The sequence below is a fragment of the Streptomyces sp. NPDC005794 genome (assembly GCF_042871445.1).
Taxonomy (GTDB): Bacteria; Actinomycetota; Actinomycetes; order Streptomycetales; family Streptomycetaceae; genus Streptomyces.
Genome location: NZ_JBIAIN010000030.1, coordinates 70,675 through 90,745, shown reverse-complemented (window position 1 = coordinate 90,745; position 20,071 = coordinate 70,675). Strand labels below are relative to the sequence as shown.

The 20,071-nt window shown below is 71.1% G+C and carries 20 protein-coding genes; 10 read left to right on the top strand and 10 right to left on the bottom strand.

Going from position 1 to position 20,071, the window contains the following annotated elements; translation table 11 throughout:
- Positions 1-145 precede the first annotated feature (145 nt).
- On the bottom strand, positions 146-595 hold the full coding sequence (locus tag ACFYQ5_RS33935) for a VOC family protein (protein WP_389203192.1): 450 nt from the start codon (positions 593-595) through the stop codon (positions 146-148).
- A gap of 22 nt (positions 596-617) precedes the next feature.
- On the opposite strand from ACFYQ5_RS33935, the gene ACFYQ5_RS33930 reads away from it, so the two are divergent.
- Positions 618-1,247: a CGNR zinc finger domain-containing protein gene (locus ACFYQ5_RS33930; RefSeq protein WP_389203190.1), complete on the top strand. Its 630-nt coding sequence runs from the start codon at positions 618-620 to the stop codon at positions 1,245-1,247.
- Positions 1,248-1,292: 45 nt separating this feature from the next.
- On the opposite strand, the gene ACFYQ5_RS33925 is transcribed toward ACFYQ5_RS33930, so the two are convergent.
- The 4 genes from ACFYQ5_RS33925 to ACFYQ5_RS33910 all read right to left on the bottom strand — a co-directional run bounded on the left by ACFYQ5_RS33925 (position 1,293) and on the right by ACFYQ5_RS33910 (position 5,422).
- Positions 1,293-1,742, bottom strand: coding sequence for a hypothetical protein (locus tag ACFYQ5_RS33925; RefSeq protein WP_389203188.1), 450 nt, complete (start codon positions 1,740-1,742; stop codon positions 1,293-1,295).
- Between the two features lie 12 nt (positions 1,743-1,754).
- Positions 1,755-3,368 (bottom strand): FAD-dependent monooxygenase, encoded by a 1,614-nt coding sequence (locus ACFYQ5_RS33920; RefSeq protein WP_389203186.1) that lies wholly within the window; start codon positions 3,366-3,368, stop codon positions 1,755-1,757.
- A gap of 67 nt (positions 3,369-3,435) precedes the next feature.
- A complete protein-coding gene (rarD, locus tag ACFYQ5_RS33915) occupies positions 3,436-4,443 on the bottom strand; it encodes an EamA family transporter RarD (RefSeq protein WP_389203184.1) in 1,008 nt (335 codons plus the stop codon).
- A gap of 118 nt (positions 4,444-4,561) precedes the next feature.
- A complete protein-coding gene (locus tag ACFYQ5_RS33910; protein ID WP_389203182.1) occupies positions 4,562-5,422 on the bottom strand; it encodes an SDR family oxidoreductase in 861 nt (286 codons plus the stop codon).
- A gap of 103 nt (positions 5,423-5,525) precedes the next feature.
- On the opposite strand from ACFYQ5_RS33910, the gene ACFYQ5_RS33905 reads away from it, so the two are divergent.
- Positions 5,526-5,933 carry a winged helix-turn-helix transcriptional regulator gene (locus tag ACFYQ5_RS33905; protein WP_389203180.1) on the top strand — a complete coding sequence of 136 codons (408 nt, stop codon included), beginning with the start codon at positions 5,526-5,528 and terminating at the stop codon, positions 5,931-5,933.
- 7 nt (positions 5,934-5,940) lie between these two features.
- Here ACFYQ5_RS33905 and ACFYQ5_RS33900 read toward each other — a convergent pair whose 3' ends face one another.
- The 5 genes from ACFYQ5_RS33900 to ACFYQ5_RS33880 all read right to left on the bottom strand — a co-directional run bounded on the left by ACFYQ5_RS33900 (position 5,941) and on the right by ACFYQ5_RS33880 (position 12,918).
- Positions 5,941-6,942: a 2-oxoacid:ferredoxin oxidoreductase subunit beta gene (locus ACFYQ5_RS33900; protein WP_389203197.1), complete on the bottom strand. Its 1,002-nt coding sequence runs from the start codon at positions 6,940-6,942 to the stop codon at positions 5,941-5,943.
- Between the two features lie 55 nt (positions 6,943-6,997).
- On the bottom strand, positions 6,998-8,953 hold the full coding sequence (locus ACFYQ5_RS33895; RefSeq protein WP_389203179.1) for a 2-oxoacid:acceptor oxidoreductase subunit alpha: 1,956 nt from the start codon (positions 8,951-8,953) through the stop codon (positions 6,998-7,000).
- A gap of 278 nt (positions 8,954-9,231) precedes the next feature.
- Complete coding sequence (locus tag ACFYQ5_RS33890; RefSeq protein ID WP_389203195.1) at positions 9,232-9,891, bottom strand: LuxR C-terminal-related transcriptional regulator; 660 nt, start codon at positions 9,889-9,891, stop codon at positions 9,232-9,234.
- A 226-nt stretch (positions 9,892-10,117) separates the two neighbouring features.
- Positions 10,118-11,470, bottom strand: coding sequence for a sensor histidine kinase (locus ACFYQ5_RS33885; protein WP_389203177.1), 1,353 nt, complete (start codon positions 11,468-11,470; stop codon positions 10,118-10,120).
- A gap of 248 nt (positions 11,471-11,718) precedes the next feature.
- The gene (locus ACFYQ5_RS33880) at positions 11,719-12,918 is read right to left on the bottom strand and encodes a sensor histidine kinase (protein ID WP_389203176.1); all 1,200 of its coding nucleotides are present in this window, start codon (positions 12,916-12,918) and stop codon (positions 11,719-11,721) included.
- Between the two features lie 204 nt (positions 12,919-13,122).
- On the opposite strand from ACFYQ5_RS33880, the gene ACFYQ5_RS33875 reads away from it, so the two are divergent.
- From ACFYQ5_RS33875 to ACFYQ5_RS33840, 8 genes are read left to right on the top strand one after another with little or no spacing between them, the layout of a single operon-like run.
- Positions 13,123-13,524, top strand: coding sequence for an NADH-quinone oxidoreductase subunit A (locus ACFYQ5_RS33875; protein ID WP_389203174.1), 402 nt, complete (start codon positions 13,123-13,125; stop codon positions 13,522-13,524).
- Positions 13,515-14,150 (top strand): NADH-quinone oxidoreductase subunit B, encoded by a 636-nt coding sequence (locus ACFYQ5_RS33870; protein WP_389203173.1) that lies wholly within the window; start codon positions 13,515-13,517, stop codon positions 14,148-14,150. The genes ACFYQ5_RS33875 and ACFYQ5_RS33870 overlap by 10 nt, the downstream gene beginning before the upstream one ends.
- The gene (locus ACFYQ5_RS33865) at positions 14,147-15,388 is read left to right on the top strand and encodes an NADH-quinone oxidoreductase subunit C (RefSeq protein ID WP_389203170.1); all 1,242 of its coding nucleotides are present in this window, start codon (positions 14,147-14,149) and stop codon (positions 15,386-15,388) included. Before ACFYQ5_RS33870 ends, ACFYQ5_RS33865 begins: the two co-directional genes overlap by 4 nt.
- On the top strand, positions 15,385-16,353 hold the full coding sequence (locus tag ACFYQ5_RS33860) for an NADH-quinone oxidoreductase subunit H (protein ID WP_389203167.1): 969 nt from the start codon (positions 15,385-15,387) through the stop codon (positions 16,351-16,353). The genes ACFYQ5_RS33865 and ACFYQ5_RS33860 overlap by 4 nt, the downstream gene beginning before the upstream one ends.
- Positions 16,353-16,964: a NuoI/complex I 23 kDa subunit family protein gene (locus tag ACFYQ5_RS33855; protein ID WP_389203166.1), complete on the top strand. Its 612-nt coding sequence runs from the start codon at positions 16,353-16,355 to the stop codon at positions 16,962-16,964. The genes ACFYQ5_RS33860 and ACFYQ5_RS33855 overlap by 1 nt, the downstream gene beginning before the upstream one ends.
- Positions 16,961-17,644: an NADH-quinone oxidoreductase subunit J gene (locus ACFYQ5_RS33850; protein ID WP_389203164.1), complete on the top strand. Its 684-nt coding sequence runs from the start codon at positions 16,961-16,963 to the stop codon at positions 17,642-17,644. Before ACFYQ5_RS33855 ends, ACFYQ5_RS33850 begins: the two co-directional genes overlap by 4 nt.
- Positions 17,644-18,063 carry an NADH-quinone oxidoreductase subunit NuoK gene (nuoK, locus tag ACFYQ5_RS33845; RefSeq protein WP_389203162.1) on the top strand — a complete coding sequence of 140 codons (420 nt, stop codon included), beginning with the start codon at positions 17,644-17,646 and terminating at the stop codon, positions 18,061-18,063. Before ACFYQ5_RS33850 ends, nuoK begins: the two co-directional genes overlap by 1 nt.
- The gene (locus ACFYQ5_RS33840; RefSeq protein WP_389203161.1) at positions 18,060-20,060 is read left to right on the top strand and encodes an NADH-quinone oxidoreductase subunit L; all 2,001 of its coding nucleotides are present in this window, start codon (positions 18,060-18,062) and stop codon (positions 20,058-20,060) included. Before nuoK ends, ACFYQ5_RS33840 begins: the two co-directional genes overlap by 4 nt.
- The last annotated feature ends 11 nt before the right edge of the window (positions 20,061-20,071 follow it).

Below are 20,071 nucleotides of genomic sequence, written 5' to 3'. Positions count from 1 at the left end.
CGACACACCCCACCCAACGCCACACCACCGGTCCGGGACACGCCCGGACCGGTCACATCATACGAATCAACGACCCGCGAAGTCCGGGCCTAGAGAGATCGCCCTGCCGGTGGACGTCGCTGACCTGCGCGGACGGTCGGGCACGTCAGTGGACGCAGAATTCGTTGCCCTCCGGGTCCAGGAGCACCTGCCAGGACCCGCCGTGTTCCTCGACCACCCGCAGCACGCTCGCGCCCAGCCCCAGCAGCCGTTCCACCTCGGCCTCGCGCTGCCCGGGGGCCGCGTGGACGTCCAGGTGGAGGCGGTTCTTCACCGTCTTCGGCTCCGGTACGCGCTGGAAGAGCAGCCGGCGTCCGAGCCCGGTTCCGCTCTTCTCCTCGTAGGGATCGTCCGGGTGCCGCACCGCGGCGAGATCGCGCCAGGCGCGGCGCCCGTGCGGCTCGACCGTCGCGGCCTCGGGCACGGCTCCCGCGTCGAGCAGCTCCTCGATCAGGGCGCTGTGGTCCTCGACGGCGTAGCCGAGGGTCTCGGCCCAGAAGCCGGCCTGGGCGTGCGGGTCCTCGGTATCGATGACGAGCTTCCAGTGGAGGGTCATGGAAACCGTTTATACTGGTTACATGAACGCTGCGGCAACGGGCACGCCGGATCCAGGGCTGATCCTTCGTACGCCGCGTGGCCGTGAATTCCGATTCGACCCCGGCGCGCTCTGCCTGGAACTGCTGCTCACCAGTGATCCCGGCGGGCTCCCATGGCACTACGAGACCCTGGGCGAACCCGCCGACCTGGAGCGCTGGGCGGGGGAGAGCCGGCTCCCGGACGGGCTGCGGCTCGTCGTCGGCGCGGCGGAGCTGGACCGCGCCCGTGAACTGCGGGGCGCGCTTTGGCGGATGACGATGTCCCGGGCCCGGGGCGAGGACCTCGCTCCGGGCGACCTGGACGTGGTGAACTCCGCGGCGGCCCGGCCTCCGCTGGTGGCCGCCATGTCGCCCGGCGGCGGCCGGACCTGGGCGCCCGGGGCGACGGGCACGGCACTGCTGTCGACGGTCGCCCGTGACGCGGTGGACCTGTTCACCGGCCCGTACGCCCACCGCATCCGCGCGTGCGAGGCACACAACTGCGCCCTGCACTTCGTCGACACCTCGCGCCCCGGCAGGCGCCGCTGGTGCGCGATGGGCCGGTGCGGGAACCGCAACAAGGTACGGGCGCACCGTGCCCGCCTGACGGACCCGGCGACGCCGGAGGAATGAGGCAGGGGGCGTGCGCGGCCGTGGCTGCGCCCGGCCGGCGGGGTCTCAGTGCTGGGGGCAGGCCGCGCAGGTGTGCCGGCCGCACGCGGTCAGCAGTTCCCCGGCCGCCGTGCTCACCGCCGGATCGCCGTCCGAGGCCAGCCGCTCGGCCGTCGCCCGGCCGGCCAGGACCGCCAGGTGCGCGTCCCTGGTCCACTCCGGGTGGTGCGCGTGGCCATGGGCGAGGATCGTCCCCAGCAGGCCGAGCACCCCGGCGCGGTCCTTCACGGTCTCCATGGCGGCGAGTTCCCACAGGAACGGCACCGTGGCGACCGTGGCGTCGAACACGGCCATGGCGCCGATCCACTGCCCGAGATCGCTCAGCGCGTCCTCGGCCGACTCGCTGTCGCCCCAGGCGATCCGCGACAGCATCCCGGGGACCTGGGAGGCGGAGCCCTGGGCATGACGCAGCTCATGCCACTGAACGTGCCTCATGTCCTTCAGGATCGTCCCCATCCGGGCACTCAATCAGCCTTTGCGGGTGCCGTCCACCATGCCTGCCCCACGCATCGGATCCGGCTCCCGCACCCCGTCCAGCGCATCCAGATACCGCCGTACCGCGTGGTGGTCGTCCGCGTCGGCGATCAGCCCCACGTGGTTGTCGGGCCTGATCACGACGACGGTGTCCCCGCCGATGCCGTACGCCGTGTGCGCGTGGCCTTCCCGGTCGTGCAGGGCCTCCGGGCCGGCGGCGGCCGTCCCGGGCTCCGGGGCGTCGGCGCCGTACACCCGGAAGGCCCGCACCGCGTCGCCATGGGCCGCGGTCGCCTCCCGGAGCGCCCGCTCCGCGCCGGCCCCGAAGCCCAGCAGCGTGAGGTGCGGACCGGCGAAGGCGTGGAACAGGCGGGTGGGCGCGCCCGTGGCCGCCTCGGCGCAGGGGGCGTCCGGGGCGCGGTCGCCGGAGCGCAGGCAGGCGTCGCCGGCGCGGGCGAGGGAGCTCCATCGGTAACCGCGGTCGAGGCCCGTCGTCGACGGGGAGATGGCGGTGTCGAGCCCGCCGCCCGGCTTCCTGATCGCCTCCAGCGTGTCCCGCAGCCGCTCCGAGGCGAGGTCCAGCGTCCAGGCGGCGACGGGCAGCCGCTCCTCCTCGTAGGTGTCCAGCAGCCCCGTGGCCGCCCGCCCCCGCAGCACCTGGGCGAGCTTCCAGCCGAGGTTGAAGGCGTCCTGGATGCCGGTGTTCATGCCCAGCCCGCCCGCGATCGCGTGCACATGGGCGGCGTCCCCGGCGAGGAACACCCGGCCCACCCGGTAGCGGTCCGCCATGCGCACGTTGACGCGGTACGTGGAGAGCAGCGTCGCCTCGGTGAGGTGGCCGGCCGGAAGCCGGGTGTGCCGGGTGAAGAGGCGCCGGAAACCGTCGAGGGAGGGGGCGAGCGGCCGGCCGTCCACGTCGCGCTCCGGGCCCGCCTGGTACCACCAGCCCGCCCGGGTGCCGGGGACGGGGCAGAGCATGACCGCTCCGTCCCCGTCGAACCACTGGTGCCAGACGCCGCGGTCCAGGACGCCCGGGGTGATCTCGACGTCGCCGCAGACCATCACCTGCTCCTCGTCCGTCTCCCCGTCGAACGGGACGCCGAGCAGTTTCCGTACGCGGCTGTGGGCGCCGTCGCAGCCCACCACGTACCGCGCGCCGGTGCCGGAGCCGTCGGCGAAGCCGACGGTCACCGACGTGCCGTCGTCGGTGAGGCCCACGACCTCGGTGCCGGTCTCCACGCCCACGCCGTAGTCCGCGAGGCGGTCGCGCAGGATCTCCTCCAGCCGCCATTGGGCGATCAGCCGGCCACGGTCGTAGGGGGCGTCCGGTGTCGGCGAGGAATCGGCGTACAGGTCGGTCTGGGTGACCGGCACACCGTCGCGGTACTTGCGCATCGGGAGCGGCGGCGAACCCGCTGCCAGCACCGCCTCGACGATCCCCAGGTCCTCCAGAACCTCCAGGGAGCGGGGGTTGGGGCCCTTGGACCGCGAACTGCGCGGGAACTCAGGCGACTTGTCCACGATCCGCACGCCGATGCCGCGCCGGGCGAGATCGCAGGCCAGTGTCAGTCCGGTCGGGCCCGCGCCCACGATCAGTACGTCGGTCATGTCTGCTCCTCGGTCGGCGTTCCCGAACACAGAGAAACGCAACCGAGTTAAAAAAGCAACCTGGTAACTATTTAATGGGCGAGGTGTCCGAGGCGTCCGAGGTGTCTGTGTCCGGCGCGGAAACGGAGGCCGTCGTGACGGGCGCGGCGCTCTCCGCCGCCCGTACGGCCAGGCGCAGTGCCTCCGCCCTCGTGCGCCGCGCCGTCCGCAGCGCGTCCCAGGTCAGCAGCATCAGCGCCACCCAGACCAGCGCGAAGCCGGCCCACCGCTCGGGCGGCATCGCCTCGTGGAAGTACAGGATGCCGAGCGCGAACTGGAACACCGGCGCCAGATACTGCAGCAGGCCCAGGACGGACAGCGGCACCCGGATCGCCGCGGCGCCGAAGCAGACGAGCGGGATCGCGGTGACGAGTCCTGTCACGGCGAGGAGCACCCCGTGCCCCGCGCCGCCGGCCAGGAACGTCGCGTCGCCGCTCGCCCCGAGCCACAGCAGGAAGCCGAGCGCCGGTACGAACAGCACGGCGGTCTCGGCGGCCAGGGACTCCAGGCCGCCCATGTTGACCTTCTTCTTCACCAGGCCGTACGTCGCGAACGAGAACGCCAGCACCAGCGAGATCCACGGCGGCTGCCCGTAGCCGATCGCCAGGACGAGCACCGCGGCGAAGCCGGTCGCCACCGCGGTCCACTGCACCGGCCTCAGCCGCTCACCGAGCAGCAGGACGCCCATGGCGATCGTGACCAGCGGATTGATGAAGTAGCCGAGCGACGCCTCGACGACATGGCCGTTGTTGACGGACCAGATGTAGAGACCCCAGTTGACCGAGATCACGGTCGCGGCGATCGCGATCAGCCCCAGCCGTCGGGGCTGCCGCACCAGCTCGCCGACCCACGCCCAGCGGCGCAGGAACAGCAGGGCGACGCCGACGACGCCCAGCGACCACACCATCCGGTGGGCGAGGATCTCCACGGCCCCCGACGGTTCCAGCAGCGGCCAGAAGAGGGGCACGAGGCCCCACATCCCGTACGCGCCGATTCCGTACAGCAGGCCTGCCCGCTGTTCGTTCTTCCCCTTCACGGGCCCTCCCGGCACTCCTGCGTCGACGAGCCGCCGACTGCATGACGGTAGCGCCGGAAGGGGCCCCTGTCATTGCCGTCTCACGGGAACGGTCGTGACAGATGCCGGGAATGCCTGTTCAGGCGGTGGCGACAGCCGCGGCGACCGTCTCGGCCAAGGGGGTGGACGGCCGGCCGATCAGGCGGGCCAGGTCGCCGCTCGTCCCGGCGAGCAGGCCGCGCGCGATGGCCTCGTCCACATCGACGAGGATCGCGGCGAAGGGCTCGGGCAGCCCGGCTCCGACGAGGATCTCCTGATGGACGGCGGCCGGCACGTTCTTGTGGACGATCTCCTTGCCGCTCGCCGCGGCCACCACCGCGGCGTACTCGGTCAGCGACCAGGCCACGTCGCCGCTCAGCTCGTAGACCGCGCCGAGGTGCCCCTCGCCGGTCAGCACGGCGGCGGCCGCGTCCGCGTAGTCGGCCCGGGTGGCGGAGGCGATGCGCCCGTCACCCGCGTTCGCGACGACGGCGCCGTGCTCCAGGACGGGCGCCAGATTCGCCGTGTAGTTCTCCGTGTACCAGCCGTTGCGCAGGAAGGTGTAGGGGAGTCCGGAGTCCAGGATCAGCTGCTCGGTCACCTTGTGCTCGGCGGCCAGCTGGAAGTCCGCGTCGGGACCGCCCAGTACGCCGGTGTACGCGAGCTGGGCGACGCCCGCGGCCTTCGCGGCGTCGACCACGGCGGTGTGCTGCGGAACGCGCCTGCCGACCTCGTCGGCCGAGATCAGCAGCACCCGGTCACCGGCCCGGAACGCGCCGGCGAGGGTCTCGGGCCGGTCGTAGTCGGCGATACGGAGCTCCACGCCCCGGGCGGCGAGCGGGGCGGCCTTCTCCTTGTCGCGGACGACCGCCGCGACCGACTCCGCGGGGACCGTGGCGAGCAGCCGCTCGACGACGAGACGGCCGAGCTCGCCGGTGGCTCCGGTGACAACGATGCTCATGGGGTTTCCTCCTGGTGCGCTGATCCTGGGGTGCTCTCTCCTCGCTCACTGTAAGAGGTGCACTTTCTCTGCGAAAGTACCCACTTTGAAGTAAGGTACTGGCATGAGCGTAAGTGTGATCAGGGCCCCGAGCGTCAACCAGCCGATGTGCCCCTCCCGGCTGGTGCTGGAGCACGTCACCAGTCGCTGGGGGGTGCTGGTGCTCGCCGCGCTGCTGGAGCGGTCGTACCGTTTCGGCGAACTGCGCCGCACTGTGGGCGGTGTCAGCGAGAAGATGCTGGCCCAGACCCTGCAGACGCTGGAGCGGGACGGCTTCGTGCACCGGGATGCCCGGCCCGTGATCCCACCGAGGGTGGACTACTCGCTGACCCCGCTCGGCAAGGAGGCCGCGGAGCAGGTCTGGGGCCTGGCCCGGTGGGCGGAGCGGCGGCTGGACGCGGTGGAGGGCGCCCGCGAGACATACGACGAGGCCCGGAGCCAGTCGGCTCCGAGCCCCGTCGAACAGGCGTGACGGCGGATCAGCCGACCACGGTCCATGTGTCGCTGCCGGCCAGCAGGGTGCTCAGGTCACCCTTGCCGTGCTGCTCGATCGCGGTGTCGAGCTGGTCGGACATCAGGGAGTCGTAGACCGGGCGCTCCACGCTGCGCAGGACGCCGATGGGTGTGTGGTGCAGGGTGTCGGCGTCCGCCAGCCGGGACAGCGCGAACGCCGTCGTGGGGCTGGGGTTGTGGGCGTCGTGGACGAGGATCTGCGACTGGTTGTCCTCGGTGACCGCGACGACGTTCAGGTCGCCGGTGAGGGGGTCGCGGACGACGCCCTTGGAGCCCTCGGCGCCGAAGCGGATCGGCTTGCCGTGTTCGAGGCGGATGACCGCCTCCTCGGCCCGCTCCTTGTCCTTGAGCACCTCGAAGGCGCCGTCGTTGAAGATGTTGCAGTTCTGGTAGATCTCCACCAGCGCGGTGCCCGGGTGGTCGGCGGCCGCGCGCAGGACCGAGGTGAGGTGCTTGCGGTCCGAGTCGACCGTCCTGGCCACGAAGGAGGCTTCGGCGCCCAGGGCGAGGGAGACCGGGTTGAAGGGGGCGTCCAGGGAGCCCATCGGCGTGGACTTGGTGATCTTGCCGACCTCGGAGGTGGGGCTGTACTGGCCCTTGGTGAGTCCGTAGATCCGGTTGTTGAACAGCAGGATCTTGAGGTTGACGTTGCGGCGCAGGGCGTGGATGAGGTGGTTCCCGCCGATGGACAGCGCGTCGCCGTCCCCGGTGACGACCCAGACGGACAGGTCGCGGCGGGAGGTGGCCAGGCCCGTGGCGATGGAGGGGGCGCGGCCGTGGATGGAGTGCATCCCGTAGGTGTTCATGTAGTACGGGAAGCGGGACGAGCAGCCGATGCCGGAGACGAAGGTGATGTTCTCCTTGGCCAGGCCCAGCTCGGGCATGAAGCCCTGGACGGCCGCGAGGACCGCGTAGTCACCGCAGCCCGGGCACCAGCGCACCTCCTGGTCGGACTTGAAGTCCTTCATGGACTGCTTGCCCTCGGCCTTGGGGACCAGCTGGAGGAGTTCGTTGGCGTTGGCGTCAGGCACCGTTGGCCTCCTTGAGGACTGTGGCGAGCTGCTCGGCCTTGAAGGGCATTCCGTTGACCTGGGTGTAACTCTGGGCGTCCACGAGGTACTTGGCCCTCAGCAGCATGGCGAGCTGGCCGAGGTTCATCTCGGGGACCACGACCTTGTCGTAACGCTTCAGCACCTCGCCGAGATTCCGCGGGAAGGGGTTGAGGTGGCGCAGGTGGGCCTGCGCGATCGTGTCGCCGTCCGCGCGGAGCCGGCGCACCGCGGCGGTGATGGGGCCGTAGGTCGAGCCCCAGCCCAGGACCAGGGTCCTCGCGCCGGCCGGGTCGTCGACGTCCAGGTCGGGGACCTGGATGCCGTCGATCTTGGCCTGGCGGGTGCGGACCATGAAGTCGTGGTTGGCCGGATCGTAGGAGATGTTGCCCGTGCCGTCCTGCTTCTCGATCCCGCCGATCCGGTGCTCGAGTCCGGGGGTGCCCGGCACGGCCCAGGGGCGGGCCAGGGTCTCCGGGTCCCGCTTGTACGGCCAGAACACCTCGGTGCCGTCCGCGAGTTCGTGGTTCGGCCCGGTCGCGAACTGCGTCCGCAGGTCGGGGAGGCTGTCGACCTCGGGGATCCGCCACGGCTCGGAGCCGTTCGCCAGATACCCGTCCGAGAGCAGGAACACCGGAGTCCGGTAGGTCAGCGCGATCCGGGCGGCGTCCAGCGCCGCGTCGAAACAGTCCGCCGGCGTCCTCGGCGCCACGATCGGCACCGGCGCCTCACCGTTGCGCCCGAACATCGCCTGCAGCAGATCGGCCTGCTCCGTCTTGGTCGGCAGACCGGTCGACGGGCCCCCGCGCTGGATGTCGATGATCAGCAGCGGCAGCTCCAGCGACACCGCCAGTCCGATCGTCTCCGACTTCAGCGCCACACCCGGGCCCGACGTGGTCGTCACACCCAGCGACCCGCCGAACGCGGCACCGAGAGCCGCCCCGATCCCGGCGATCTCGTCCTCCGCCTGGAACGTCCGCACGCCGAAGTTCTTGTGCCTGGACAGCTCGTGCAGGATGTCGGAGGCCGGAGTGATCGGATACGAGCCCAGATAAAGCGGCAGATCCGCCTGTCTGCCCGCCGCGATCAGACCGTACGACAGGGCCAGGTTCCCGGAGATGTTGCGGTAGGTGCCCGTCGGGAAAGCCTGCGACGCCGGAGCGACCTCGTACGAGACCGCGAAATCCTCCGTCGTCTCGCCGAAATTCCATCCCGCGCGGAAAGCCGCCACATTGGCCTCGGCGATGGCCGGCTTCTTGGCGAACTTCGCCCGGAGGAATTTCTCCGTCCCCTCGGTCGGGCGGTTGTACATCCACGACAACAGCCCCAGCGCGAACATATTCTTCGACCGCTCGGCCTCCTTGCGGGAAAGCCCGAACTCCTTCAACGCCTCGATCGTCAAGGTCGTCAAGGGCACCGGATGCACGTTGTACGCCTCGAGCGAGCCGTCCTCGAGAGGGGACTCGGCGTATCCGACTTTCGCCATCGGGCGCTTGGTGAACTCATCCGTGTTCACAATGATGTCGGCCCCACGCGGCACATCGGCGATATTCGCCTTCAACGCCGCCGGGTTCATCGCCACCAGCACGTTCGGCGCGTCGCCCGGTGTCAGGATGTCGTGGTCGGCGAAGTGCAACTGGAACGAGGACACACCCGGCAGCGTCCCGGCAGGCGCCCGGATCTCGGCGGGGAAGTTGGGCAGCGTCGACAGGTCGTTCCCGAACGACGCCGTCTCCGACGTGAACCGGTCACCCGTCAACTGCATGCCGTCACCCGAGTCACCCGCGAAGCGGATGATCACCCGGTCCAGACGGCGGATTTCCTTCTCGGTGGCACCCGTGCGATCAATGCGGGGGGCACGCTGCTCCCCGACGACAGCCTCGCTGGTCTCATCGGACTTTCCGGCTGGGCTACTGACCTGGCTGGTCACTGAACTGGACCTCCCTCGGGGCGGCGGCTCGGGACCGGCCGACCCGCCGGCGGTCCAGGCCCCACCCTACTTCTGTAAGGGTCGCCTTCCTTGGACCGGTCATATGGTGGACGCGTTTCCAGGACATGAATGCGTCACGCTCTGCCATATTTTGCGGTCCTCTCGATCACCGGACGAACCCCCTTCGGTTCTCAGCCTTTCGTCCTAGGTCGTGCAAGCCCGGGGCTCGCTCGGGGGCGGGTGATCATCCAGATGATCGCGGATAGATCATCGCGTTGTCAGGAGTTCAGATAAGTGAGAACGGCGAGAACGCGCCGGTGATCCCCGTCACTGGGTGCCAGGCCGAGTTTCAGGAAGATGTTGCTGACGTGCTTCTCCACGGCTCCGTCGCTGACCACCAGCTGGCGGGCGACGGCTGAATTCGTACGTCCCTCCGCCATTAGACCGAGGACCTCCCGCTCGCGCGGCGTGAGCCCCGCCAGCACGTCCTGCTTGCGACTGCGCCCCAGCAGCTGAGCCACCACCTCGGGGTCCAGCGCGGTCCCGCCCTGTGCCACCCGCACCACGGCGTCCACGAACTCCCTGACCTCGGCGACCCGGTCCTTCAGGAGATAGCCCACCCCCCGGCTGCTGCCGGCCAGCAGTTCGGTGGCGTACTGCTCCTCGACGTACTGCGAGAGCACCAGCACCCCGATGTCCGGGTAGTCCTTGCGCAGTTGTACGGCCGCCCGCACACCCTCGTCGGTGTGGGTCGGCGGCATCCGTACGTCGGCGACCACCACGTCCGGCAGCGCGTCCTGCCCCGCGAGGTCGCCCACCGTCCTGATCAGCGCCTCGGCGTCCCCCACCCCGGCGACGACGTCGTGCCCGAGATCGGTCAGCAGCCGGGTGAGCCCTTCCCGCAGCAGCACCGAATCCTCGGCGATGACGACCCGCACTCTTTCCTTCACGACGTTGTGTCCCCCACGGTCGGTGTTCCTTGTGTACGCCGCTGTGCGCGCCGCCCTGTGCGTCCAGCATTCCAGCATCGGCGCCCCGGCGGGCCGTGTGCGAGCGGTTCCGGCACCACCGGACGCGCCGCAGTGCCCCGGCCGCCGTGGTGGCGGCCGGGGCACTGCGGCTCCGGTCTCGTGCGCGGCTCCGGCTCGTGGCGGAGCCCGTGTCTCAGCCCCGCCAGGGCAACTCGGCGGTGACCGTCGTCGGGCCGCCGGCGGGGGAGTCGATGACGAGGATGCCGTCCACCGCGTCCAGCCGCTCCGTCAGCCCGGCAAGACCGCTGCCCGTCGACACCCCGGCTCCGCCGCGCCCGTCGTCGGTGACCTGGAGCATCAGCCGGTCCGCCGCCCGCCATACGTCGACCGAGGCACGGGTGGCCCGGGCGTGCTTGCTGACGTTCTGGAGGAGCTCGGAGACGGTGAAGTAGGCGATGCCCTCGATGGCCTGCGCGGGCCGGGACTCCAGGTCCACCACGACCTTCACGGGGACGGTGCAGCGGGAGGCGATGGCGGAGAGTGCGGCGTCGAGTCCTCGGTCGGTGAGGACGGCGGGGTGGATGCCGCGGGCGAGGTCGCGGAGTTCCTGGAGGGCGACCTTGACCTCTCCGTGTGCCTCGTCGACCATGCGGGCGGCGGCTTCGGGGTCGTGGCCGAGCTTCTCCTTCGCCAGGCCCAGGTCCATGGCGAGGGCGACGAGCCGGGCCTGTGCGCCGTCGTGGAGGTCGCGTTCGATGCGGCGCAGGTCCGCGGCAGCGGTGTCCACGACCACACCCCGGTCCGACTCCAGCTCCGAGACCCTGGAGGCCAGCCGGGACGGGCCGAGCAGGCCCAGCACCATCAAACGGTCCACGGACACCAGGCCACGGATGATCCACGGGGTGACCAGGACGAGAGCCAGACCGAACGCGCTGGTGACCGCCAGCTCGAAGGGGGAGTCGAGGTAGACCTGATGCGTCCCGTCGCCGTACAGCTGTATGCCGTCGATACCCGCGTACACCGGAAAGACCCAGCGCCACAGCGGGTAGGTGAACGCGGCCCAGCCGTAGGACCAGAACGTCACCGCCACAGTGAACGCGAACACCGCCCAGGGCATGTGCAGCACCGCGTAGAGCAGATGCCGCCAGGACGCGCCGCTCCTCAGCACCGCGCCCACCCAGGACACCACGCCGCCCTTCCCGCGCACCGGCTCGGGCTCCGCGACGTCCAGCTTCAGCAGCCCGCGTGCCCGGCCCCGCTCCACCACGCCGAAACCGCGGCACATGACCAGGCCGACCGCGAGGATCGGGATGCCGACGAAGGTGATCAGCATGCCCAGGCCCAGCGACACCATGGTGACCGCGACGCTGAACAGCACCACACTGATCGGCAGGCTCAGGAGCACGTAGCCCAGCTCGCGCCAGGTACGCGCCTCGAAGGGCGCGCGCAGCGCCGGGGGGAAGAAGTGCTTCGCCGGGGGGTAGCTCCCCGACCCGGAGCCGGGGCTGTGGTGGTCCCGCGAGGCGGGTCCGTATGCCGTGGCCATCAGTGGCGTCCGTCCGTTTCTTCTGAGCGGGAACTCCCCGCGGGCCGATGCAGCGGCTGATGACTCAAGACTGCTGTGCGGGGGATCCCGGCACCATGAGGAGGGTCTCCGTATCCGGCAGGGGGTTTACCCCACCACGGCGACACGCCGTCCTGCCTCGCCGGGCGGTGCCGTTCTGCCTCGCCGTGCCGTGCCGTTCAGCCTCGCTGGGCCGTGTCGCCTCCGGGCCGTGCCGTGCCGCCTCCGTGTCATGCCGTGCCCGCCCGTGCGGTCTCCGCGTCCGAGCGGTCGCGCCAGGGCAGCTCCGCGGTGACCGTGGTGGGGCCGCCCTCGGGGGAGTCCAGGACGAACAGCCCGTCGACCGCCCCCAGCCGCTCCGCCAGCCCCGACATGCCCGTACCGCCGTCGAGCCGGGCGCCACCCGTCCCGTCGTCCCGGACCCGGAGCATCAGCCGGTCGCCTGACCGCCACACGTCGACCGACGCCGCACGGGCGCGGCTGTGCTTGCTGACGTTCTGGAGGAGCTCGGAGACGGTGAAGTAGGCGATGCCCTCGATGGCCTGCGCGGGCCGGGACTCCAGGTCCACCACGACCTTCACGGGGACGGTGCAGCGGGAGGCGATGGCGGAGAGTGCGGCGTCGAGTCCTCGGTCGGTGAGGACGGCGGGGTGGATGCCGCGGGCGAGGTCGCGGAGTTCCTGGAGGGCGACCTTGACCTCTCCGTGCGCCTCGTCGACCATGCGGGCGGCGGCTTCGGGGTCGTGGCCGAGCTTCTCCTTCGCCAGACCGAGTCCCATGGCGAGGGCGACGAGCCTGGCCTGCGCGCCGTCGTGGAGGTCGCGTTCGATGCGGCGCAGGTCCGCGGCGGCGGTGTCCACGACCACACCCCGGTCCGACTCCAGCTCGGCGATCCTGCGCTCCAGTTCGTCGGAGGGCGAGAGCAGGGCCCGTGCCATCGCCCGGTCCGCGTTCGCCAGCCCGCGCGCGAGGTACGGGAGTACGGGCCAGAGGACGAACAGGCTCACCAGCGTCACGGCGAACGTCACCACGCCCCACGGCAGCCGGATGAACGAATACAGCAACGTCCGCCAGCCCACCGGGTCCTTCAGGCCCGACCACAGCCAGGTGAAGAAGCCCTGGCCCCGGCGGCTCCGGGCCATCGGGCTCGGCTCCTCGATCCGCAGCCCGAGCATCCGCCGCGCCCGGCCGCGTTCGGCCCGGCCGAGCCCGCGCGCGCCCTGGAGCCCCAGCGCGAGCAGCGGCAGTCCGATCACGGTGACGGAGAGCGCGGCGCCCACACCGACCAGGAACACGGTGTAGACGAACCCGGCGATCGCCATCGGCAGATTGGCCAGGAGATGCGCGATCTCCTTCCACGTCCACGGGTCGAAGGCGAAGCGCGCGGGCGGCGGCCGGTCGTTGTCCGGCAGGGAGGGACTCATGGTCATACGGCCAGCGTGCCGGGCCGGAGGCGCCCACGCCATGGGGTTCGTGGGTGGGGCCGAGTAGGGATAACCCCCCTCCGCGCCGCGCCACCCGTGTCACCTCCTGTCCCGCCTGTTGTGCGACGGGTCTGCTTACCGTCTCTTTAACAGGGCCTAGACTCCCGTGCGTACAGACCGTCGAACAGGTTGAGGGAGCGAGGGACGGACGTGGCGGACGTACCGGGACCGACCGTTCTCGCGTCGGACTACTTCCAGGGCTATTCCGTGGTCGGACTGCTCGCCCTGGTGGGCGTGCTGTTCGTGGCCGTCGCCTTCGGGGCCGGCCGGCTGCTGAGGCCCGTGGTTCCGACGCCGGAGAAACTCCTCACGTACGAGTGCGGCGTGGACCCGGTGGGGGAGGGCTGGGCCCACACCCAGGTGCGCTATTACGTGTACGCCTTCCTGTACGTGATCTTCGCCGTCGACTCGATCTTCCTGTTCCCGTGGGCGACGGTGTTCGCGGCCCCCGGATACGGGGCGACGACGCTGGTGGAGATGTTCATCTTCCTCGGTTTCCTGGCCGTGGGACTGCTCTACGCATGGAAGAAGGGCGTCCTCGAATGGGCGTGACGAGCCGGCCGAACCCCGAACCCCCCGTGTCGTTGCCCGATCCGACGCTGCTGCCCGAGCCGAAGAAGCTCGGCGTACTGTCGCGGCTCGCGCCCGAACCGATGAAGGTGGTCCTCAACTGGGGCCGCCGCTACAGCCTCTGGGTCTTCAACTTCGGACTCGCCTGCTGCGCCATCGAATTCATCGCCGCCTCCATGGCCCGGCACGACTTCATCCGGCTCGGCGTCATCCCCTTCGCGCCCGGCCCCCGGCAGGCCGACCTGATGGTCGTGTCCGGCACGGTGACGGACAAGATGGCCCCGGCCGTGAAGCGTCTCTACGAGCAGATGCCCGAGCCGAAGTACGTCATCTCCTTCGGTGCCTGCTCCAACTGCGGCGGGCCCTACTGGGATTCGTACTCCGTGACGAAGGGCGTCGACCAGATCATCCCCGTCGACGTGTACGTACCCGGCTGCCCGCCCCGGCCCGAGGCGCTCCTCCAGGGCATCCTCAAGCTCCAGGAGAAGATCGCCCGCGAGTCGCTCGCCGAGCGGTACGCCACCGAGGACACGGCCCGTCCCTCGGCCGCCGCCCTGCGCAGTGGTCTCGTCGCAGCCCCGAAGGCGCCGGGGGAGGAGCGGCAGTGACGACCGCCTCGGACACCTACGACCGGCTGCCCGACGCCGTCACCGACGTCTTCGGCGAGCACGCCACCGCGGCGCACGCCTATGACCTGCTGACCGTCGACGTTCCCGCCGCCTCCTGGACCGCGGCCCTCGAAACGGCCCGCGACGAGCTGGGCTGCACCTATTTCGACTGGCTGAGCGCGGTCGACGAGCCGGGCACCGGCTTCCGGGTCTGTGCCCATGTCGCGGCCCTCGGCGGCGGAACGGTCCGGCGCCTGCTGCTCCGTACGACTGTCCCGCACGACGCGGCCACCCTGCCCACCGCCGTCGGCGTCTACGCGGGCGCGGCCTGGCACGAGCGCGAGACGCACGAGATGTTCGGCATCGCCTTCGAGGGCCACCCGCACCTGGTCCCGCTGCTGCTGCCCGAGAGCTTCGAGGGCCACCCGTTGCGCAAGGACTTCGTCCTGGCGGCACGGGTCGCCAAGGCGTGGCCGGGGGCGAAGGAGCCGGGCGAGTCCGAGCACGGCGGGCCCAAGCGGCGCACCATGCTGCCGCCGGGCGTGCCCGATCCGAACGAGTGGGGCCCGCTCAAGGGGCAGCTCCCGCCCGCCCCGGCCCGGTCGGCCCGAGGAGCGCGCGCGACGGGCGACCGGCCGGTGCGCCGGGCCCCCAGCGTGAGCGAGGGTTCGGCGGCGCAGCGGCCGGACGCGGCGGAGACGGCGGACGCCCCGCAGACCCCGCCACCGCGCCGCACCCGCAGCGCGTCCCAGGGCTCGGCGAGCCAGGCCTCAGGACCGGCAGCCACGCCTCCGGCCGGCCCGGCAGCCACGCCTCCGGCCGGTACGCCGGACGCGGGCGCCACGCGGAGCGGCGACGACGCGGAGCGCGGGACGGGCGCGGCCGGAAGCGCGGACGCACCGTGGCACGACGCGCGGCCGGCCTTCGACGACACCCCGAAGCGGCCGACGCCGGAGCGGCCTGAGCCGTCGGAGCCGGAGCAGCCGTCGGAGCCCGCATCGGCACCGGAGCCCGCATCGGCACCGGAGCCCGCATCGGCACCGGAGGCCGCATCGGCACCGGAGGCCGCATCGGCACCGGAAGCCGAGCTGTCGGACGCTCCTGCGCAGGGTGACGCCGACCGCGACTCCGACAGCGGCACTGCCCCGGGCCCTGCCCCCGCCCCGGACCCCGACTCCTCGTCCCGAACCGACCGTTCCGCCGGTCCCGACCGTCCCGCCGGAGGCGATACCGCGTGAACGACGTACTCGACGTCGCCCTCCGCCTCGTCATCGTCTTCGCCGTGTTCATGGTGGTCCCGCTCGTCGTGGGGCAGGCCGAACACAAGGTGATGGCCCACATGCAGGGCCGTCTCGGCCCCATGTACGCAGGCGGGTTCCACGGCTGGGCCCAGCTCGTCGCGGACGGGGTGAAGTTCGCGCAGAAGGAGGACATCGTCCCGGCCGACGCGGACCGCCGCATCTTCCAGCTGGCTCCCGCCGTCGCCCTGCTCCCGTACCTCCTCGTGATCGTCGTCATCCCGATCGGCCCCAGCGAGGGAGCGGTCGGGCAGGTCATCGACGCGGGCATCTTCTTCGTGCTGGCCGTCATGGGGATCGGTGTGCTCGGCTCGCTGATGGCGGGCTGGGCCTCGGCCAACAAGTTCTCCCTCCTCGGCGGCCTCCGCACCGCCGCTCAGCTCCTCGCGTACGAGCTGCCGATGCTGCTCGCCGCCGCGTCCGTGGCCATGGCGGCCGGTACCGTCTCGCTCCCCGGCATCCTCAACGCCTTCGAGTGGTGGTGGCTGCCCTGGCAGATCGTCGGCGCCCTGGTCTTCTTCGTGGCCGGGCTCGCCGAACTCCAGCGCCCGCCCTTCGACATGCCGGTCGCCGACTCGGAGATCATCTTCGGGGCGTACACCGAGTACACGGGTCTCCGCTTCGCCCTGTTCCTGCTCGCCGAGTACGCGGGAATCGTCGTCCTGTGCGGGCTGACGACCGTCCTCTTCCTGGGCGGGTGGCACGGGCCCCTCGGCGCCGACGGGCTCGGCTGGGTCTGGACCCTGCTCAAGACCGGCGTTCTCGCGTTCGTCGTCATCTGGCTCCGCGTCACCTATCCCCGCCTGCGCGAGGACCAGCTGCAGAAGCTCGCCTGGACCACGCTCATCCCCCTCGCTCTCGCGCAGATCGCGCTCACCGGCATCGTGAAGGTGGCGATCAACTAGTGCCTCCGATCCCCGGCTCAGGCCTGGCCAAAGGTCTCGCCGTCACCCTGCGGACCATGACGAAGCGCACGGTCACCGCGCAGTACCCGGACGTCCAGCCCGAACTGCCGCCCCGTACCAGGGGCGTCATCGGGCTGTTCGAGGAGAACTGCACGGTCTGCATGCTCTGCGCCCGTGAATGCCCCGACTGGTGCATCTACATCGACTCCCACAAGGAGACGGTGCCCGCGGCCGCCCCCGGTGGCCGCGAGCGCAGCCGCAACGTCCTGGACCGCTTCGCGATCGACTTCGCCCTGTGCATGTACTGCGGTATCTGCATCGAGGTCTGTCCTTTCGACGCGCTGTTCTGGTCGCCCGAGTTCGAGTACGCGGAGACGGACATCCACGAACTCACCCACGAGCGCGACAAGCTCCGCGAGTGGATGTGGACCGTTCCCGAACCACCCGCGCTCGACCCGGGAGCCGAGGAACCCAAGGAGATCGCCGCCGCCCGCAAGACGGCCGACAAACTCCAGGCCCAGGCAGAGCAAGAGGCGCAGGCGGCGCGAGAGGCCCAGACAGCCCAGGACGCCCAGTCGGGTCAGGCAGCAGAACAGGAGGGGCAGGAGTGACCCTCGCGGCCACCGCCGGCCATCCCGGTTTCCTCTCACCGACCGGCGTCGAGATCGCCTTCCTCCTGGTCGGACTCGCCACTCTCGGCGCAGCACTCATCACCGTCACGACGAAGCAACTCGTGCACGCGGCCCTCTGGCTCGTCGTGGCACTCGGCGGCATCGCGGTGGAGTACCTCCTGCTCACGGCCGAGTTCATCGCGTGGGTACAGGTCCTCATCTACATCGGTTCCGTCGTGGTCCTCCTCCTCTTCGGACTGATGCTCACCAAGGCCCCCATCGGGCGTTCCCCGGACGCCGACTCGGGCAACCGTTGGATCGCCCTGGGCGCTGCCGTCGCCTCCGCCGCCGCTCTCGTCTGGGTCGTCGTGGACGCCTTCCGCACGACCTGGATCAATCTGGACGGCCCGGCCCAGGGCTCCACCAAGGCCTCCGGAGAATTCCTCTTCCGGCACTGGGTCCTGCCCTTCGAGGCACTCTCCGTCCTGCTGCTGGCCGCCCTCGTGGGCGCGATCGTCCTGTCCCGCAAGGACCGGCCGGACCGCGGGAACCGCCAGGGCGGCACGGGCGGCACCAGCGGCACGGGCGGCACGGACCGGCCGCGCGGCCGAGCGGCCGGGCCCGTCGTCGACCGTCCCGTCGCCGACCGTCCCGTCGCGAACCGGGAGGACAAGAGCTGATGCACCTCGCCTATCCCGCCGTACTCGCCGTCCTCCTCTTCTGCACCGGGCTGTACGGGGTACTCGCCCGCCGCAACGCGATCCTCGTCCTGATGTCCGTCGAGCTCATGCTCAACGCCGTCAACCTCAACCTGGTCGCCTTCGACGTCTGGCTCCGCGACGCCCTCCACGCCGGACAGGCCCTCACCCTCTTCACGATCGCGATCGCCGCAGCCGAGATCGGCATCGGCCTCGCGATCGTCCTGGCCGTCTACCGCAACCGCGGCAGCTCGGACATCGACCGCCTCCGCGACACCGCGGAGACCGACGACGCCGACACACTCCCCGACGAGACCGACGCCGATACCGCCCGGGGAACCACCGCAGACCAGGCCACTGCTCCGGCAGGGAAGGCAAAGAAGGCAGAGGCCACCGCGTGACCACCACGACCCTCGCCGTCCTCGTCCCCCTCCTCCCCTTCCTGGGCGCCGCCGCAGGACTTCTCCTGGGCAGGTCCGCGCCCGGCTTCGTCCGCCCCCTCGCCGTCCTGCCGACCGTCCTCGCCGCCGTACTCGCCGTCGTCGTCGCCGTACGCCAGGGAGGCGGCCGGCCCATCGACGCCGCGACCCAGCTGACCCCCACCGGCTCGGTCCCGATCGACCTGGCCCTGCACCTGGACGGCTTCGCCGTCCTCGTCGCCGTCCTCGTCGGTCTCGTCGCCACCTGCGTGCAGATCTACTCGACGGCGTACCTGAAGGACGACGCCCGCTACCCCTCGTACGCGGCTCTCGTCTCCCTCTTCACCTCCGCGATGCTGCTCGTCGTCTACTCCGGCGACCTGATGGTGCTCCTGGTCGGCTGGGAGATCATGGGCATCTGCTCGTACTTCCTCGTCGGCCACTACTGGGAGACCCCCGAGGCTCGCGCCGCCTCGCTCAAGGCCTTCCTCGTCACGAAGCTCGGTGACGTCCCCTTCCTCATCGGCCTGTTCGCGCTCGCCGCCGACACCGGCACCTTCCGCATCACCGGCATCCTGGCCGCCGTCAACAACGGCGGACTCGACCACCCCACCCTCATCGCCCTGCTGCTCCTCGCCGGAGTCGCGGGCAAGTCCGCGCAGTTCCCCCTGCACACGTGGCTGCCCGACGCGATGGCCGGCCCCACCCCCGTCTCCGCGCTCATCCACGCCGCGACGATGGTCGCCGCCGGCATCTACTTCGTGGCCCGGCTCCTCCCCGTCTTCGCCGCCTCCGGCGCAGCCCTCGTCGTCCTCGCCGTGATGGCGGCCGTCACGATGATCGGCTCCGGAATCGCCGCACTCGCACAGGACGACATCAAGCGCGTCCTCGCCTACTCGACGATCGGCCAGCTCGGCTACATGTCCGGCGCCCTGGCCGTCGGTGACCGCGGGGCAGCCGTCTTCCACCTCCTGTCGCACGGTGCGTTCAAGGCCGTCCTCTTCCTCGCGGCGGGTGTCGTCATCCACGCGGCGGGAACCAACTCACTGGCCGCCATGTCCCGCATGAGCGGGCTGACCAAGCGCATCCCCGACGCCTACTGGACGATGACCGTCGCCCTCCTCGCGCTCGCCGCCATCCCCCCGTTCGCCGGCTTCTTCTCCAAGGAAGCCGTCCTCGTCGCCGCCGAGCACACGGCCCTCGGGCAGCGCGACGTCGCCCCGGCCGCGGCCGGCTGGACGATCCTCGTGGCCGGGCTCGCCGCCGCTGTACTCACCGCGGCCTACGCCACCCGGCTGTGGCTCCTCGCCTTCCGCGGACGTGGCCCCGAAGTGCCCGACCACGGCCGGCAGCCCGTCGCGATGACCTCCGTCCTCTGGGTCCTCGCCGTCCCCACCATCGCCTTCGGTCTCACCGCCGGCGCCCTCACCGGATGGTTCGACGGACACGACCTCACCCCCTCCCTCACGACCGCCGTGCTCTCCACCGGCGTCGGACTCGTCGGCGGGCTCGTCACCTACGGCGCATGGCGCCACACCACGGCGCTCGCCGGCCGCCCCCCGGTCGGCGCGGTCGCCGCCCACCCCGGTGCCGAACCCGCTCTCGTGGAGGCCGAGGCGATGGCCTCGCACACCGCGGTGTACGGCACCATCGCGGGCGCCCCGGACCCCTCGGACCCCGGCCGGCTCCTGCTGGGGCCGCTGCACCGCCACGCCGTCACCGGCTTCCACCTCGACGCCCTGTACACGGCGCTGTTCGTCCGCCCCGTGCAGGCCGCCGCACGCCTCGTACGCTTCCTGGACCGTGAGGTCGTCGACACCTACGTACACGGCTCGGGCAGCATCGCCCGCGGACTCGGCACCGTGGTCCGCCGCGCCCAGACCGGCAACGTGCAGACCTACCTCGGCGCGCTGCTCGCCGGAACCCTTGTCCTGGCGATCGCCGCCGTCGTCTTTGCCAACGTCTACGCCGGGGCGTGAACCGTGTTCGA

Excerpts from the sequence above, each read along its gene's own strand:
- ACFYQ5_RS33920 (WP_389203186.1), bottom strand. The coding sequence starts at position 3,368 with ATGACCGACGTACTGATCGTGGGCGCGGGCCCGACCGGACTGACACTG.
- ACFYQ5_RS33900 (WP_389203197.1), bottom strand. The coding sequence starts at position 6,942 with ATGAAGGACTTCAAGTCCGACCAGGAGGTGCGCTGGTGCCCGGGCTGC.
- ACFYQ5_RS33870 (WP_389203173.1), top strand. The coding sequence starts at position 13,515 with ATGGGCGTGACGAGCCGGCCGAACCCCGAACCCCCCGTGTCGTTGCCC.
- ACFYQ5_RS33910 (WP_389203182.1), bottom strand. The coding sequence starts at position 5,422 with ATGAGCATCGTTGTCACCGGAGCCACCGGCGAGCTCGGCCGTCTCGTC.
- ACFYQ5_RS33935 (WP_389203192.1), bottom strand. The coding sequence starts at position 595 with ATGACCCTCCACTGGAAGCTCGTCATCGATACCGAGGACCCGCACGCC.
- ACFYQ5_RS33880 (WP_389203176.1), bottom strand. The coding sequence starts at position 12,918 with ATGACCATGAGTCCCTCCCTGCCGGACAACGACCGGCCGCCGCCCGCG.
- ACFYQ5_RS33905 (WP_389203180.1), top strand. The coding sequence starts at position 5,526 with ATGAGCGTAAGTGTGATCAGGGCCCCGAGCGTCAACCAGCCGATGTGC.
- ACFYQ5_RS33925 (WP_389203188.1), bottom strand. The coding sequence starts at position 1,742 with ATGGGGACGATCCTGAAGGACATGAGGCACGTTCAGTGGCATGAGCTG.
- ACFYQ5_RS33885 (WP_389203177.1), bottom strand. The coding sequence starts at position 11,470 with ATGGCCACGGCATACGGACCCGCCTCGCGGGACCACCACAGCCCCGGC.
- ACFYQ5_RS33930 (WP_389203190.1), top strand. The coding sequence starts at position 618 with ATGAACGCTGCGGCAACGGGCACGCCGGATCCAGGGCTGATCCTTCGT.
- nuoK (WP_389203162.1), top strand. The coding sequence starts at position 17,644 with ATGCACCTCGCCTATCCCGCCGTACTCGCCGTCCTCCTCTTCTGCACC.